We start from the raw sequence: 14,442 nt of genomic DNA, 5'->3' as shown, positions 1-14,442 counted from the left end.
CCTACCATTGTGGCGAAATCGCCGATCCCGAAAACCACGCGGCGCTGGTCGATGCCGCGATAAGCGCCTTCGGCCGCATCGACTGCCTGGTCAACAATGCCGGCATCGGCGCGGTCGAACGCGGCGACCTGCTGGAATTGAAACCGGAGAATTTCGACCGGATCCTCAGCATTAATCTGCGCGGCACCGTCTTCCTCAGCCAAGCCGTTGCCAAGGCGATGCTTGCGGCGCCGGGTGATCACCCAAAATCGATCATCACCATCACCTCGGTCAGCGCCGAAATGGCCTCGCCCGAGCGCGGCGACTACTGCATCTCCAAAGCTGGGCTTTCGATGTGGGTGAAGACCCTGGCACTGCGGCTCGCCGCCGAAAATGTCGGCGTCTTCGAGGTGCGGCCGGGCATCATCCGCACCGACATGACCGCCGGGGTAACCGCCAAATACGACGCGCTGATCGACAGCGGGTTGGTGCCGGCGAAGCGCTGGGGCGAAGCCGCCGATGTCGGCGCCATTGTGGCGGCACTCGCCGGCGGCAAGCTTGGCTTTTCGACCGGCTCGATCGTCAATGTCGACGGCGCGCTGTCGGTGCCGAGGCTGTGAGCAGGTGACGTCATGACCGACTATATCATCGTCGGCGCCGGCCCGGCCGGCTGCGTCCTCGCCAACCGGCTGAGCGAAGAGCCATCGAATTCAGTGCTGCTGCTCGAGGCCGGCGGCAAGGACTGGCATCCGCTGATCCATATGCCGGCGGGTTTCGCCAAGATGACCAAGGGCATCGCCGCCTGGGGCTGGTCGACCGTGCCGCAGAAGCACATGAAGGACCGCGTCTTCCGATACACGCAGGCCAAGGTGATCGGCGGCGGCTCCTCCATCAACGCCCAGATCTACACGCGCGGCAATGCCCGCGATTACGACGCCTGGGAGAAGGAAGAGGGCCTTGCCGGTTGGGGCTATCGCGACGTGCTGCCCTATTTCAAGCGGGCCGAGAACAACCAGCGCTACGCCAACGATTTTCACGGCGACCAAGGCCCGCTCGGCGTCTCGAACCCGATTGCGCCGCTGCCGATCTGCGAGGCTTATTTCCGCGCCGGACAGGAGATGGGCATTCCCTTCAATCCGGACTTCAACGGGGTAACCCAGGAGGGCGTCGGCTATTACCAATTGACGCAGAGAAACGCGAGACGCTCCTCTGCCTCGGTCGCCTATCTCCGGCCGATCCGGGAACGCAAGAACCTGACCGTCAGGACAGATGTGCTGGTGACGCGCATCGTCGTCGACAAGGGCCGCGCCATCGGCGTCGAGACCGTCGACAGGCCGGGCGGCGAGAAGAAAATCCTGCGCGCCGAGCGCGAAGTGATCGTCTCGTCCGGCGCCATCGGCTCGCCGAAGCTTCTGATGCAGTCGGGCATCGGCCCGGCCGACCATTTGAAGTCGGTCGGCGTGACGCCGGTGCACGATCTGCCCGGCGTCGGCTCCAACCTGCAGGACCATCTCGACCTGTTCGTCATTGCCGAATGCACCGGCGACCACACTTACGACAACTACGCCAAGCTGCACCGGACGGTGTGGGCCGGCCTGCAGTACCTGCTGCTGAAGAAGGGGCCGGTGGCATCTAGTCTGTTCGAGACCGGCGGCTTCTGGTACGCCGACCCGACCGCCGCCTCGCCCGATATTCAGCTGCATCTCGGCCTCGGCTCCGGTATCGAGGCCGGTGTCGAGAAGCTGAAAAATCCGGGCGTGACGCTGAACTCTGCGTTCCTGCGCCCACATTCGCGCGGCACGGTGCGGCTGAACAGCGCCGACCCGGCTGACCACCCGCTGATCGATCCGAATTACTGGTCCGACCCTTACGACCGCGACATGTCGATCAAGGGACTCAGGCTGGCGCGCGAGATCATGCGGCAGAAGGCGCTTGCTTCCTACGTGCTGCGCGAGGTGCTGCCGGGACCGACGCTCACCAGCGACGACGAGCTGTTCGACTATGCCTGCCGCAGTTCCAAGACCGACCACCACCCCGTGGGGACCTGCCGCATGGGCCACGACGCGATGAGCGTGGTGACGCCCGATCTCAAGCTGCGCGGCATCGAGGGCTTGCGCGTCTGCGATGCCTCGGTGATGCCGCGCATCCCCTCCTCCAACACCAATGCCCCGACCATCATGGTCGGCGAAAAAGGCGCCGATCTGATCCTTGGCCGCGAGCCGCTGCCGCCGGCCGTGTTTTCGACCAACCAAGCGGCATGAGATCCCAGGAATGATCAGACACTGTGTTTTCGCTCGATTCCGCAACAACGCCGACGCCACCGAGCGCGCGGCAATCCATGCCAATCTCGAAGCGCTGCGGCGGGTGATCGAAGGCATCGGCAAGGTCGAATTCAGCGCCAATGTCAGCCCAGAACCGTTCGCGCGTGGCTTCACGCACGGCTTCACCATCGATTTTCGCGATGCCGCCGCGCGCGATGCCTATCTAATGCATGACGATCACAGCCGAGCCGGCGCCCGGCTGGTCGCTGCACTCGAAGGCGGCACCGACGGGCTGATGGTGTTCGATCTGGAGATAGGCGCTTAGCTTACCCAAGCCTCAGCGCGACGACACCGGCAACAATGCTGAGCACGGCAGCACCCCGCCATCCCGTCATCTTCTCGCCGAGCGCAAACACCGAAATCATCATGGCGAACAGGATGGACGTTTCGCGCAGCGCCGCGACCGAGGCGATCGGCGCCTTGGTCATCGCCCACATCACGATCCAGTAGGCGCCGCCGCTGAGCACACCGGTGTACACGCCCGCCTTCCAGTCGCGCGCCAGCACCGGCAGCGCCTTTGGCCCGCGAAAGATCAGGCACAGCACCAGCGCCCAGAGCGCATCGCAGACGAACAGCCATGCCGCATAGCTCGAGGCGGTGGCGGCGAGCCGCGCGCCGCTGCCGTCGGACAGCGTATAGCTGGCGATGAAGATCGAGGTGCCCAGCGCAAAGCCGACCGCGCGCAGGTTCAATCTCTCTAGATGCGCGCCACCGCGAAACGACAGCACCAGCGTGCCCGCCGACAGCAGGACGATGCCGAGAATGGCGAGCGGCGCCGGCACCTCGGCGACGACCACCATGCCGCCAAGTGCGGCCAGCAGCGGCGCCGTGCCACGCGCCAGCGGATAGGTCTGGGCGAAATCGCCGGCCTTGTAGGCGCCAATCAGGAACGTCCTGTAGCCCATGTGGAAGATCACCGAGGCGATGATGTACGGCCACACTTCCGATTTCGGCACCTCGACGAAAGGCAGCGCCAGAAGCGCCACGGCGCCCATGCCGAGCGTCATCAGCGTGATCGACAGAAAGCGGTCGAGATGGACCTTGACCAGCGCGTTCCATATCGCGTGCATGGCGGCGGCGGCAAGCACCGCGAAGAAGACGAACAAGGTCATCGGTGGCTCATGCGCCTCCGGTCCCTGTCGCGAACGGCGTTTCCAGGTCGATGTCGACCCGCAGCGGAAAGTGGTCGGAGGCGATTTCGCCGATATCGGCGCTGACCGAGCGCACGCGGCCGGCAAACATGCCGCCGACGAAACTATGGTCGAGCCGTCGCTTTGTCAGCCTGCCATCGATGGTCTTCACATGGGTGTGGAAGTCCCCCGCAGGTTCGCTGGCGACGGCGGCGGCATCGACAAAACCGTCGAGATAGGCGGCACCGCGATGGTACGGCGTGCTGCCGACGATGCGCCGGTACTCGGCGCTGCCCGGCTCCATGTTGAAATCGCCCATCCAGATCGCTGCCAGCGGGTTTTCCGGCTGCGGCTCGCCATTGCTCCAGTTGCGCACGGGTTCGTCGTCGGCGCCACTCCACGGGCCGCCGTCGGACGGCGCCCGGCGATGCTCGGCGAGCAGATAGTCGATCTGCTCCAGCCGCTCCTCGGCCGCGATATGCGCGAGATGCAGCGACAGCACCCGCACCGGTCCGGCAGGGGTGCGGATCATGCATTCAAGCGCTGCATTGCGGGTGTTGAGCGGACGCACGGTGCGGCGCAGCGGCAGCGTATGCAGGCGCGACCAGACGATCGGCAGCTTCGACAGCACCATGGTGCCGAATTGCCGCCGCCGGTTGACGATCCGGCCTTCACGCCGCTCGCTGGCGTCCATGTCGAAGGCCGGGCCATAGACCCAATGGTATTCGGGCAGCAGCCGAGAAAGGATTTCCGGCTGGTCGTCCTCGTTGCTGCGCAGCCAGTGCCGTTCCACTTCCTGCAAGGCGATGATGTCGGCGCCAGCGACAACCTTGGCGCAGCGCGCGAGATCGTAGCGGCCGTCGCTGCCGAAACCGTATTGGATGTTGTAGCTGACCAGCTTCATTGCTTAACCGGCTCAATTTCGTGATGGCAGTAGCGGTTTGGCGGATTGGTTGCAATGTGCAGCCGGATGGAGAGAGCTTGGGCCAGATAGCGCGCGGCTAAGTCGTCAGCGGCTGGAAACGTCCTGGCGGAGAAGCGGCCAGTTCCGACCAGTCGATTTCCTCCTCCAGGCGATGATAGGCTTCGTCGCCGATCGTCCCATCGATACGCAGCTGTTCCAACGCGTCACGCTGGCTCTTGATGGCATAGAGGCGCAACCTGTCGTACTCGGTTGCAGCCTGGGCATCGTCAGGATTTTCGGCGATCACGCGCTGCGCGGTAAATTGCTCGCGGACCGCGGCCGCCGCATTCGATGTCTTGCCGCTCAACGCGTCCAGTGCGGCCTGCATGATGGCGACGCGTGCCTGCGCGACCTCGCGGTCGACAGTTTCGTCCGGATCGAGACGAAGCAAGCGCAGCAGCGGCTTCAGGCTCATGCCTTGCAGCACCAATGTGCCGAGGACGACCGAGAAGGCGGCGAGCACGATCGGGTCGCGGCCGGGAAAGTCGGCCGGCAAGGCAAACGCTGCCGCAAGGGTGACCAGACCACGCATGCCGCACCAGCCGATCAGCACGCCGCCGCGAAACGACGGGGCTTCGGCCTGCCGATCCGCGTCACCGAAGCTGGCAAGCCACCTCATGATCGCGCCGCATCCCAGCACCCAGACGAGACGCGAGACGATGACGACTGCCAGCACGGCTGCGGCGAAGACGAACGCTTCGACCTGCCCCTGCTCGGCAAGCCGGCCGACGATCGATCGCGCCTGAAGTCCCATCAGGACGAAGGCCAGCACGTTGAGCACGAAGACCGCCGTCTCCCAGACCGAGTAGGAGCTGACGCGATTCCTGGCCGGCATGCGGCGCGGCGCGGTGCGCGCGATGGTCATGGCATAGACGACGATCGTAATGATAGCGGAGAGCCCGACCCTATCGGCCAGGATCCAGACGCCGAATGTTCCGGCAAATTGCACCACCGTGCCACTTGCCGGATCGCTGATGCGACTGAGGGTGCCGAGAAACAATCGGCCGAGCACATAACCAGCGGCTAGGCTGCCGACCGTCGACAGCAAGACCATCGGAACCGCGCTGCTCAGCAGGATAGAGCCGGCAGCTGCGGAAACCGCCATGCGGTAGATCAGAAGTGCCGTGGCGTCGTTGAGCAGGCTTTCGCCTTGCAGGATCGCGGTGACGCGGTGCGGCACCTTGAACTGTCCAAGCACCGCCGACGCCGCGACGGCATCGGGCGGCGCCACGATCGCGCCGAGGGCAATGGCTGCAGCGATCGGCAGGCCTGCCATTGTCCATCCGACGAGCGCCACGGCCGCAGTCGTGAAAACAACGGCGCCAAGCGCCAGCAAGACAAGCGGCAGCCTGTAGCGATTGAGATCGCGCAGCGACGTGTCGTAGGCAGCGTCGAGGAGCACCGGCGCGATGAACAAGGCGAGCGCCAATTCGGGATCGATCTCGATGCTCGGCGCAAACGGCAGGAAGGCGATACCTACGCCTGCCAAGGCCAGCAAAGAGGGATAGGGGACCTGGAGACGCCGCGACAATGCCGTCAGCGCGACGGCGATCAGCAGGAGAACAAGGGTCAGCTCGAAAAGCGCCATGCCTCATCGTAGCGGCGAAGCGGAATTATTGGCAGTAGTAAAACCATGAGCTGCTGTGATTGGCCGTTGTGTTCTGACTTGGCAGTATGCGTTGAGGCGGTTGTCTGCGTATAAGCTTGGGTCATGATCCTCATCGGCCAATATGACTCGCCCTTCGTTCGTCGCGTCGGCATAGCGCTGACCCTGTACAAGCTGCCGTTTGAACATCGTCCCTGGTCGACTTTCAGCGATGCGGACAAGATCAGGCCTACAATCCGCTGACGCGCGTGCCAACCCTGGTGCTGGACAATGGCGAGGTGCTGATCGAGAGCCACGCCATGCTGGACCATCTGGACAGCCTCGTAGCGGCCGAGCACAGGATGTTTCCGACCGACGAGCCGGCGCGCCGCCAAGCGCTGAAGATAGCCGCTTTGGCAACCGGGCTGGGCGACAAGGCGGTCAGCCTGTTCTACGAGAGGCTGCTGCACGAGCCGATCTCCGACCTCTGGGTCGAGCGCTGCCGCAAGCAGATAGAAGGCGTGATGGCTGTACTGGAAGCCGATCGCAGCACAAGGCCTGAAACCTACTGGTTCGGCGATCGGATCGGCCATGCCGACATCGCGGTTGCCGCCGCGCTTCGCTTCCTTGGCGAGGCACATCCCGGCCTAGCTTCGCTCACCGCGTTTCCGGCGCTCGCCGCCCATGCCGCGCGGCTGGAAGCGCTGCCGGTCTTCAGGACGGTGAGCCAGCCGTTCTTCCCGCCGGCCTGACTTCGACTTCCGGGATACTGCCGCTGTTAGTGCATGTCGCCCAAAAGTGCGCAGCGGTTTTGGGATAACGACATGCATAAAAACAAAGGCTTAAAGCGCGTCGATTGAATCCGTTTCAACGCGACGCGCTTTAGAGCATTTTGCAGCCAAACGTCTTCGCTTGGCGTCCGACAAAATGCGTCAAACAAGACCTGGAGCGCGGTTTTGGTTCCACCAAAGCGCTCTAGTGCAGCACCAGCATGTCGCCCGACGAGAAGGAAATCTCGGCCTTCTCACCGACGGCGGGCGGCGGGGCGGCCGGGCTGTTGAACGTGTCGAGCGACACCGTGCTGCCGCCGATGCCGACGCGAACCCGGATGACCGAGCCGAGGAAATGCACTTCCGCGATCTCGCCCGAAAGGCTGGAATCGCGGCCGGGATGGCGGCCGAGCGAAATCGCCTCGGGCCTCAGCGCTAGGGATAGCTTGTCGCCGGTTTTCGAACCGTTGAGCTTGCCCTTGAGCGCGACCTCCTGCGTGTTGACGCGCACCTTGCCCGAAGCGGCATCGGTGACGGTGCCTTCGAGCACGTTCAGCGTGCCGACGAAATTGGCGACGAACTTGGTCGCCGGCCGGTTGTAGATCTCGAACGGCGTGCCGACCTGCTCGGCCTTGCCGCCATACATGACTGCGATGCGATCGGAGATCGACAGTGCCTCTTCCTGGTCGTGCGTGACGAAGATCGTCGTGATGCCGAGCCTCTTCTGGATCGAGCGGATTTCCTCGCGCAGCGACACGCGCACCTTGGCGTCGAGCGCCGACAACGGCTCGTCGAGCAGCAGGAGCTTCGGCTTCGGCGCGATCGCCCGCGCCAGCGCGATACGCTGCTGCTGGCCACCGGAGAGCTGATAGGGATAGCGATCGCCCATCTGCGGCAGCTTGATGAGGTCGAGCATCTCGGCAACGCGCCTGTCAGCATCGGCCTTTGGCATGCCCGCGACCTTCAGTCCGAAGCCGATGTTCTGCGCCACCGTCAGGTTCGGAAACAGCGCATAGGCCTGGAACACCATGCCGACATTGCGCTGGTTGGGCTTGAGCCGCGTGATGTCCTTGCCGGCCACCACGATCTTGCCGGCGCTCGGCTCCTCGAAGCCGGCGACCATGCGCAGCACTGTCGTCTTGCCGCAGCCCGATGGCCCGAGGAAGGAGACGAATTCGCCCGGCTCGACGTCGAGGTTGAAATCCTGGACCACGGTGGTGGGGCCGAAGGATTTTCGCACATGCTGGATGGAGAGGAACGGCTCGGCCATGGCTTTTTTTCCGTCAGTAATTTCGATCAGTTTGGCCGGTTCGCCGATCGCGGCGCAAAACGCGACAGGATCTGGATCAGCGACATGCACGCCCAGGTAATGGCGAAGGCGATGATGGCAAGTGCCGCCGGCTCATAGGCGCGATTGGCGCCGATGTTCTGCAGGTAGGGACCGAAGGCCGGCCGATTGAGCAGGCTGGCCATGGTGAATTCGCCGAGGACGATGGCGAAGGTAAGGAAGGCGCCCGACAATACCGCGATCAGCACATTGGGCAGAATGACGCGGGTGATGATCGTGCCCCAGCCGGCGCCGAGAATCTGCGCTGCCTCCGTCAGCGTGCGCACGTCGATGGTGCGGAGCCCGGTGTCGACGGCGCGGTACATATAGGGCAGCGCCAGCGTCGCATAGCCGATGACCAGCAAGGCGTTGGTGCCCGTATCGCTCGCCAGGAACGGCAGCGGCGAGTTCGATCCGTACATTCTGATGTAGCCGAAGACGATGACGATCGCCGGGATGACCAGCGGCAGCAGCGTGATGAACTCGACGACCGGCCTCAGTTGCGGCAGCCGCAGCCGGATCCAGTAGGCGGTGGGCACGACGATCAGCACGCCGAGGATGATGGTGAAGACGGCGGCAAGCACCGAATAGCCGAAAGTCGCCTGGAAGCGGGGGTCGCCAAGCACGACCTCGTAGGCATCGAAGGAATAGACGCCGCGCCGCATGCGCATCGAGAATTCCACGGTTGCAATCAGCGGAATGAAGAAATAGGCCGCGCCCAGCGCGAAGACGACCCAGGCCCAGAAACGTCCGCTCTTCATTTGAGCCACCTTTCGCTGCGCGTCCGGAACCAGATGTAGAAGACGTTGGCGAGGCCGGTGATGACGATCATGCCAAAGGCAATGGCATAGCCGAGATGCGGGTTGTGCAGCACGTCGCCGCGAATCTGCGCGTAGAGCACGATGGGAATGATGTTGAGCGATGAGCCGGTCAGCGCATAGGCGGTGGCGATGGCGCCGAAGGCATTGGCAAACAGCAGGATGACGGTGCCGAGAAAACTCGGCCAGATCACCGGGATGACGACCATGCGCCAGTATTGCGCAGTGGTGGCGCCAAGTGTGGCGGCCGCCTCGCCCCATTCCTTCTTCAGCCCGTCGATCGCCGGTGTGATGATGACCACCATCAGTGGGATCTGGAAATAGACATAGGTCAACGTCAGGCCCCAGAACGACAGGATGTTGAAGCCGTGGGCGTAGATGTTGAAGCCGAACACGGTGTTCAGGATCACCGTCGCGAGGCCGAGCCGGCCGAGCGTGGCGAGGAAGGCGAAGGCCAACGGCACGCCGGCGAAATTCGAAGCCACGCCGGAAAAGGTCAGCGTCGCCGACCGTATCCAGTTCGGCAGGCCGCCGCGCACGATGGCAATGGCAATGGCCAGACCGGCAAATGCGCCGATGAGCGACGAAGCAAGGCTGATCTTGATCGAGATCCAGTAGGCGGCAAGGATGCTGGGCAGCTTGCAGTTTCCGTCGACCCAGGAAATCCAGGAATCATATTGGCACTGCATGTAGTTCGACAAATTGGGTGGGTCGAAGATACCGACGATGTTGTCGAAGGTGAATGCGCCGGCATCGTTCTGGAACGCGCCCAGCACCAGATAGAGCGTGGGCAGGACCAGGAACATGATGGCGAAGATGAAGAACGGCGCCACGCCCAGCCATTGCGTCGGCAGCCGAAACGCGCGCGCCTCGCTGGGCGGCGCCGTCTTCCCGGCAATCGCGTGATCGGAAAGCGAGAGATCGGTCATGCGCCGGCTACCGTCTTATCGCATCGGCCCGAAAATCGAACTCGATTTTCGGAAAGCACGATGCGAAAATTTGAGTTCTAGAGCGTACTTTGTGCGTCCAAGTGGACGCACGTCGCTCTAGTGGAATGCCGGGCGGCAGTGAAGCCGCCCGGCGGTTTTCAACCTTACTGAACGTTGGCGCCGACGACGGCGTCCCAGTTCTTGGTGATGGCTTCCTTGGCCTTGCCCTGCTCGTCGAGCGTCGGGAACACTGCGGCCTCATAAGATGCGGCCGGCGGCAGCTTGGCCAGCACGTCCTCCGGGATCTTGCCGTTCTTGGCGAGATCGTTGAAGCGGATCGGGTGGCAGTAGCCCTTCAGCCAGCCAATCTGGCCTTCGTCGGAATAGAGATATTCCAGCCAGAGCTTGGCAGCGTTCGGATGCGGCGCGTAGGCGCTGATCGCCTGCACGTAGACACCGGCGACGACACCGGTCTTCGGCACGACGACGTCGACCGGCGGATTGCCTTTCAGCGTGTCGCGGCCGGCAAGCGCATTGTAGTCCCAGTTGATCAGGATCGGTGTCTGACCCTGTGCAAGCGTCGCCGGCTTGCCGATGACCGGCACGAAATTGCCGGCGGCGTTGAGCTTCTTGAAGAACTCGAGGCCGGCAGTACCTGCGGCTTCACCGGCCGCGGCGCCGCTCGAAAGGCCGGCGGCGTAGACCGCCTGGATGGCTTGGTTCGAGGCGCGTGGATCGCCGGCGAGCGCGACGGCGTTGGCATATTCCGGCTTCAGGAGATCGGCCCAATCGGCCGGCACTTCCTTGACCAGATCCTTGTTCACCATCATCGCCAGCACGCCGTAATAGTCGCCGGTCCAGTAGCCTTCGGCATCCTTGGCGCTGTCGGGGATCGAGTCCCAGGTCGACACCTTGTAGGGCATCAGCAGGCCGTCGGCTTTGGCGGTGGGGCCGAAGGATAGGCCGACGTCGATGACGTCGGGCGCCTGCGGGCCCTTATTGTCCTTGTTGGCCTTGATCGCCTCGATCTCGTCGCCGGAGCCGGCATCGGGGTTAAGCTCGTTGACGGTGATTTCGGGATATTTCGCCTTGAAGCCGGCGATCACGGCGCCATAGCCGCACCAGTCATGCGGCAGGGCGATTGTGGTGAGCTGGCCTTCCGCCTTGGCAGCGGCAACCAGTTCATCCATGGACTGAGCCGACGAGATGGCAGAGGTCGCCATCAGGGCGACGGCCGTAAGGGAAAGCACTTTTCCCGTGAATTTGAACATGTGTTCTCTCCGTTGAACTGACGCCGTTGGACGCCTGCGATGCGGTATCGTTTTCGTGTGACAGCCAGATGAAAGCTTTGTGAAAGCGATGCCCCGCAGTACGAAAAAGTAAACTCTTTTTAACCGGCTGTAGCAATCGCCCCGCGATTATTTTTCCGGCTAATTAATTTCGGTCTTTCCTTTCATCCTTCTCCCCTTTTCTTTGCCCTCAATTCCCAGATCAATTTTCGGCGTGAAAGCCGTCTCAGACGGTGCCGGCAATGGCGTTTTCAAGCAGCGTCAGAGCCGCTTTCCTGGTCAGCTTGACCGGGTTGCCGCCGGCGGTCGGATCGACCACTGCCATGTCGGCGATCAGGCCCTTGCGCTTCTTGTCCATGTCGAGCCCCTTGATCAGGCCCGGCAGCGCGTGCGGCACCTTCAGCTCCTTGCGCAGCTTGATGACCGCCTTGGCGAAACCGTCGAAGCCACCCTTGATGCCGCAATAGGCGGCGAGCCGGGCGATGCGCACCTCGATGGCGTCGCGGTTGAAGGCCAGCACATAAGGCATGAACACAGCGTTGGTCATGCCGTGATGGGTGTCGTAGAGCGCGCCGATCGGATGCGACAGCGAGTGGATGGCGCCCAGCCCCTTCTGGAAGGCGGCAGCACCCATGGCGGCCGCGCTCATCATATGGGCGCGGGCGACGAGGTCCTTGCCGTTGGCATAGGCTTTCGGCAGGTTTTCGAACACGAGCCGCACGCCTTCGACAGCGATGCCATCGGCCATCGGATGATAGCCGGGCGCGCAATAGGCCTCGAGGCAGTGGGCGAGCGCGTCCATGCCGGTTCCGGCGGTGATGAAGCCCGGCATGCCGACTGACAATTCCGGATCGGCGATAACGATCGCCGGCAAAAGTTTCGGATGGAAGATGACCTTCTTGGTGTGGGTCGCCTCATTGGTGATGACGCCTGCGCGGCCGACTTCCGAGCCGGTGCCGGCCGTCGTTGGCACGGCGATGATCGGTGCGATCGCGTCGGAATTAGCGCGCGTCCACCAGTCGCCGATATCCTCGAAATCCCATACCGGCCGCGTCTGGCCGGCCTGAAAGGCGATCAGCTTGCCGAGATCGAGCGCCGAGCCGCCGCCGAAGGCGATGACGCCGTCATGTTTGCCTTTCTTGAACACGGCAATGCCGGCGGTCAGGTTCGAATCCACCGGGTTCGGCTTGACCTCGGAAAACACGCCATAGGGAACCTTGGCGTCGTCGAGGATCTTCAATGTCGAAGCGACGACCGGAAGTTTGGCCAGCCCCGGATCGGTGACGAAAAGCGGCCGCTTGATGCCGGTCGCATCAAGCACGTCAGGCAATTCCTTGATGCGCCCCGCGCCGAAGCGAACGGTTGTCGGGTAGTTCCATTTGGAAATGAGTTTTGTCATTTTTGACTTTCAGAAAATCAGATGGTTTCACGCAGGTGATATGATTTCGGCCTCGTCAGATTGTCGTAGCCGATGGCCGACAGGGCCGCGCCCTTGCCGGTGTCCTTGACGCCGGTCCAGACCAGCGCCGGATCGAGATAGTCGCAGCGGTTCATGAACACGGTGCCGGTCTCGACGCGGTCGCCGATCGCCGCCGCATGCTCGGTGTCGCGCGTCCAGATCGAGGCCGTCAGCCCGTAGGGGCTGTCGTTCATCAGTGCGATCGCCTCCTCATCGTTGCGCACCTTCATGATGCCGACGATCGGCCCAAAGCTTTCCTCGCGCATGACGCTCATTTGATGATCGACCTCGGTCAGCACTTCCGGCGCCAGATAGGGCGAGCCTGGGTCGTCGTTAGCAACCTTCATGTTGATGAGCGCCTTGGCACCCTTGCGCAGCGCCTCTGCCTTCTGCTCGCGGATCAGGTCGGCAAAGCGCGCCTGTGCCATCGGCCCCATCGTCGTCGCCTGGTCTAGCGGGTTGCCGACGACGTAGTTCTTGGTTTCGGCGATGAAGCCTTCGACGAACTCGTCATAGACCTTCTCGTGAACATAGACGCGCTCGATGCCGCAGCAGCACTGGCCGGAATTGTAGAAGGCGCCGTCGACCAGGTTGGCCACGGCATGGTCCATCTTGGCATCGGCCAGGACATAGGCCGGGTCCTTGCCGCCGAGCTCGAGGCCGAGCGTCATGAAGGTGCCTGCCGCAGCCTTTTCGATGGCGCGGCCACCAGCAACCGAGCCGGTGAAATTGACATGGTCGATCTTGCCCGAGCCGAGCAGTCTTTCAGTCTGGGCGTGGTTCATGACGAGGTTCTGGAACAGGCCCTTTGGCAGGCCGGCCTTGTCGAAAGCCTGCTGAAAGCGTTCGCCGACCAATAGCGTCTGCGCCGCGTGCTTGAGGATCACGGCGCTGCCGGCCATCAGCGCCGGCACGATGGTGTTGACGGCGGTGAGATAGGGATAGTTCCACGGCGCGATCACCATGACCACGCCGAGCGGCACCTTCTTCACATAGCGGCGAAACCCGTCCTTGGGATTGGAGGCCATCACCGGCTTCAGTGCCGCTTCGGCGATCTCGACCATGTAGTTGGTGCGTTCCCTGACGCCGCCGAACTCGCCGCCATAACGCACCGGACGGCCCATCTGCCAGGCGATTTCCGGCACGATCTCGTCGGTCATGGCGACCAACGCTTCCAGCATGGCAAGCATATATTTGCCGCGCTCGACGACCGGGGTCTCAGCCCATTTCTCTTGCGCTGCCTTGGCACGCTCGACCGCGGCATTGATCGCCTGATCCGTGGCGATCGGTCGCTCGGCATAGAGCGAGCCATCGACGGGGGATTTTATTTTGACCGTTTCGGTCATTCCTTGAGTCCTCGCAGCTTATGACAATCTCGGTTTTGAGCTACCCGCCTCCGCACCAAAGGCTGAACGGCAGCGCTGGCATAGTTTAGTACCGCTCGAACCCCCTGTGCAGTTCCCAATCCGTGATCCGGCGGTCGTATTCGAACTGCTCCCAGCGTGCCGTATGGACGTAATGCTCGAGCACGCCGTCGCCGAACGCCTGCTTCAGCATCTCCGATTTCGCCAGCGTCTCGGTGGCATCGCGCAAGGTCTTCGGAATTTCCGGCAGCTGCGAGGCCTGATAGGCGTCGCCGACGAAGGGTTTTTGCAATTCGAGCTTTTCGTCGATGCCGGCAAGGCCGGCCGCGATCAGCGCGGCGAAGGCGAGATAAGGGTTCAGATCGGCACCGCCGATGCGGCATTCCATGCGGATGCCCTTGGTGCCCTCGCCGCACAGGCGGAAGCCGGCGGTGCGGTTGTCCTCGCTCCACATGATCTTGGTCGGCGCGAAGGTGCCGGCCTGGAAACGCTTGTAGGAATTGATGT

The 14,442-nt window shown here is 63.0% G+C and carries 12 protein-coding genes and 2 pseudogenes; 4 read left to right on the top strand and 10 right to left on the bottom strand.

Annotated features, from left to right (window positions below; translation table 11 throughout):
• The 3 genes from EOC93_RS28680 to EOC93_RS28670 form a co-directional block, all read left to right on the top strand.
• Positions 1–599: 3-ketoacyl-ACP reductase (locus tag EOC93_RS28680; protein ID WP_127206290.1), on the top strand; the 599-nt coding region annotated here is incomplete at its 5' end.
• Positions 600–611: 12 nt separating this feature from the next.
• Complete coding sequence (locus tag EOC93_RS28675; RefSeq protein ID WP_127206289.1) at positions 612–2,240, top strand: GMC family oxidoreductase N-terminal domain-containing protein; 1,629 nt, start codon at positions 612–614, stop codon at positions 2,238–2,240.
• Between the two features lie 10 nt (positions 2,241–2,250).
• A complete protein-coding gene (locus tag EOC93_RS28670; RefSeq protein WP_127206288.1) occupies positions 2,251–2,565 on the top strand; it encodes a Dabb family protein in 315 nt (104 codons plus the stop codon).
• A gap of 1 nt (position 2,566) precedes the next feature.
• Here EOC93_RS28670 and EOC93_RS28665 read toward each other — a convergent pair whose 3' ends face one another.
• The 3 genes from EOC93_RS28665 to EOC93_RS28655 form a co-directional block, all read right to left on the bottom strand.
• On the bottom strand, positions 2,567–3,412 hold the full coding sequence (locus EOC93_RS28665; RefSeq protein ID WP_127206287.1) for an EamA family transporter: 846 nt from the start codon (positions 3,410–3,412) through the stop codon (positions 2,567–2,569).
• Positions 3,413–3,419: 7 nt separating this feature from the next.
• Positions 3,420–4,334 (bottom strand): endonuclease/exonuclease/phosphatase family protein, encoded by a 915-nt coding sequence (locus EOC93_RS28660; RefSeq protein ID WP_127206286.1) that lies wholly within the window; start codon positions 4,332–4,334, stop codon positions 3,420–3,422.
• Between the two features lie 97 nt (positions 4,335–4,431).
• Entirely contained in the window at positions 4,432–5,982 is a 1,551-nt protein-coding gene (locus tag EOC93_RS28655) for a cation:proton antiporter (RefSeq protein WP_127206285.1), read from the bottom strand.
• Between the two features lie 123 nt (positions 5,983–6,105).
• On the opposite strand from EOC93_RS28655, the pseudogene EOC93_RS28650 reads away from it, so the two are divergent.
• Positions 6,106–6,731, top strand: a pseudogene (locus tag EOC93_RS28650) (glutathione S-transferase family protein).
• A 223-nt stretch (positions 6,732–6,954) separates the two neighbouring features.
• Here EOC93_RS28650 and EOC93_RS28645 read toward each other — a convergent pair.
• The 7 genes and pseudogenes from EOC93_RS28645 to EOC93_RS28615 form a co-directional block, all read right to left on the bottom strand.
• A complete protein-coding gene (locus tag EOC93_RS28645; RefSeq protein ID WP_126105102.1) occupies positions 6,955–8,019 on the bottom strand; it encodes an ABC transporter ATP-binding protein in 1,065 nt (354 codons plus the stop codon).
• Between the two features lie 26 nt (positions 8,020–8,045).
• Positions 8,046–8,837 carry an ABC transporter permease gene (locus EOC93_RS28640; RefSeq protein WP_095484040.1) on the bottom strand — a complete coding sequence of 264 codons (792 nt, stop codon included), beginning with the start codon at positions 8,835–8,837 and terminating at the stop codon, positions 8,046–8,048.
• Entirely contained in the window at positions 8,834–9,823 is a 990-nt protein-coding gene (locus EOC93_RS28635) for an ABC transporter permease subunit (RefSeq protein WP_095484039.1), read from the bottom strand. The genes EOC93_RS28640 and EOC93_RS28635 overlap by 4 nt, the downstream gene beginning before the upstream one ends.
• A 164-nt stretch (positions 9,824–9,987) precedes the next feature.
• The gene (locus tag EOC93_RS28630) at positions 9,988–11,094 is read right to left on the bottom strand and encodes an ABC transporter substrate-binding protein (protein WP_095484038.1); all 1,107 of its coding nucleotides are present in this window, start codon (positions 11,092–11,094) and stop codon (positions 9,988–9,990) included.
• A 244-nt stretch (positions 11,095–11,338) separates the two neighbouring features.
• Positions 11,339–12,511: an iron-containing alcohol dehydrogenase gene (locus EOC93_RS28625; RefSeq protein WP_127206284.1), complete on the bottom strand. Its 1,173-nt coding sequence runs from the start codon at positions 12,509–12,511 to the stop codon at positions 11,339–11,341.
• Positions 12,512–12,528: 17 nt separating this feature from the next.
• Positions 12,529–13,917 (bottom strand): aldehyde dehydrogenase family protein, encoded by a 1,389-nt coding sequence (locus EOC93_RS28620; RefSeq protein WP_127206283.1) that lies wholly within the window; start codon positions 13,915–13,917, stop codon positions 12,529–12,531.
• A gap of 85 nt (positions 13,918–14,002) precedes the next feature.
• Positions 14,003–14,442: pseudogene (locus EOC93_RS28615) on the bottom strand (glutamine synthetase); the annotation flags it as partial.

Source organism: Mesorhizobium sp. M6A.T.Ce.TU.002.03.1.1 (assembly GCF_003997275.1).
GTDB lineage: Bacteria > Pseudomonadota > Alphaproteobacteria > Rhizobiales > Rhizobiaceae > Mesorhizobium > Mesorhizobium mediterraneum.
This window is presented reverse-complemented; position numbering and strand designations above follow the sequence as displayed.

Excerpts from the sequence above, each read along its gene's own strand:
- EOC93_RS28660 (WP_127206286.1), bottom strand. The coding sequence starts at position 4,334 with ATGAAGCTGGTCAGCTACAACATCCAATACGGTTTCGGCAGCGACGGC.
- EOC93_RS28655 (WP_127206285.1), bottom strand. The coding sequence starts at position 5,982 with ATGGCGCTTTTCGAGCTGACCCTTGTTCTCCTGCTGATCGCCGTCGCG.
- EOC93_RS28635 (WP_095484039.1), bottom strand. The coding sequence starts at position 9,823 with ATGACCGATCTCTCGCTTTCCGATCACGCGATTGCCGGGAAGACGGCG.
- EOC93_RS28645 (WP_126105102.1), bottom strand. The coding sequence starts at position 8,019 with ATGGCCGAGCCGTTCCTCTCCATCCAGCATGTGCGAAAATCCTTCGGC.
- EOC93_RS28625 (WP_127206284.1), bottom strand. The coding sequence starts at position 12,511 with ATGACAAAACTCATTTCCAAATGGAACTACCCGACAACCGTTCGCTTC.
- EOC93_RS28640 (WP_095484040.1), bottom strand. The coding sequence starts at position 8,837 with ATGAAGAGCGGACGTTTCTGGGCCTGGGTCGTCTTCGCGCTGGGCGCG.
- EOC93_RS28630 (WP_095484038.1), bottom strand. The coding sequence starts at position 11,094 with ATGTTCAAATTCACGGGAAAAGTGCTTTCCCTTACGGCCGTCGCCCTG.
- EOC93_RS28620 (WP_127206283.1), bottom strand. The coding sequence starts at position 13,917 with ATGACCGAAACGGTCAAAATAAAATCCCCCGTCGATGGCTCGCTCTAT.
- EOC93_RS28675 (WP_127206289.1), top strand. The coding sequence starts at position 612 with ATGACCGACTATATCATCGTCGGCGCCGGCCCGGCCGGCTGCGTCCTC.
- EOC93_RS28665 (WP_127206287.1), bottom strand. The coding sequence starts at position 3,412 with ATGACCTTGTTCGTCTTCTTCGCGGTGCTTGCCGCCGCCGCCATGCAC.
- EOC93_RS28670 (WP_127206288.1), top strand. The coding sequence starts at position 2,251 with ATGATCAGACACTGTGTTTTCGCTCGATTCCGCAACAACGCCGACGCC.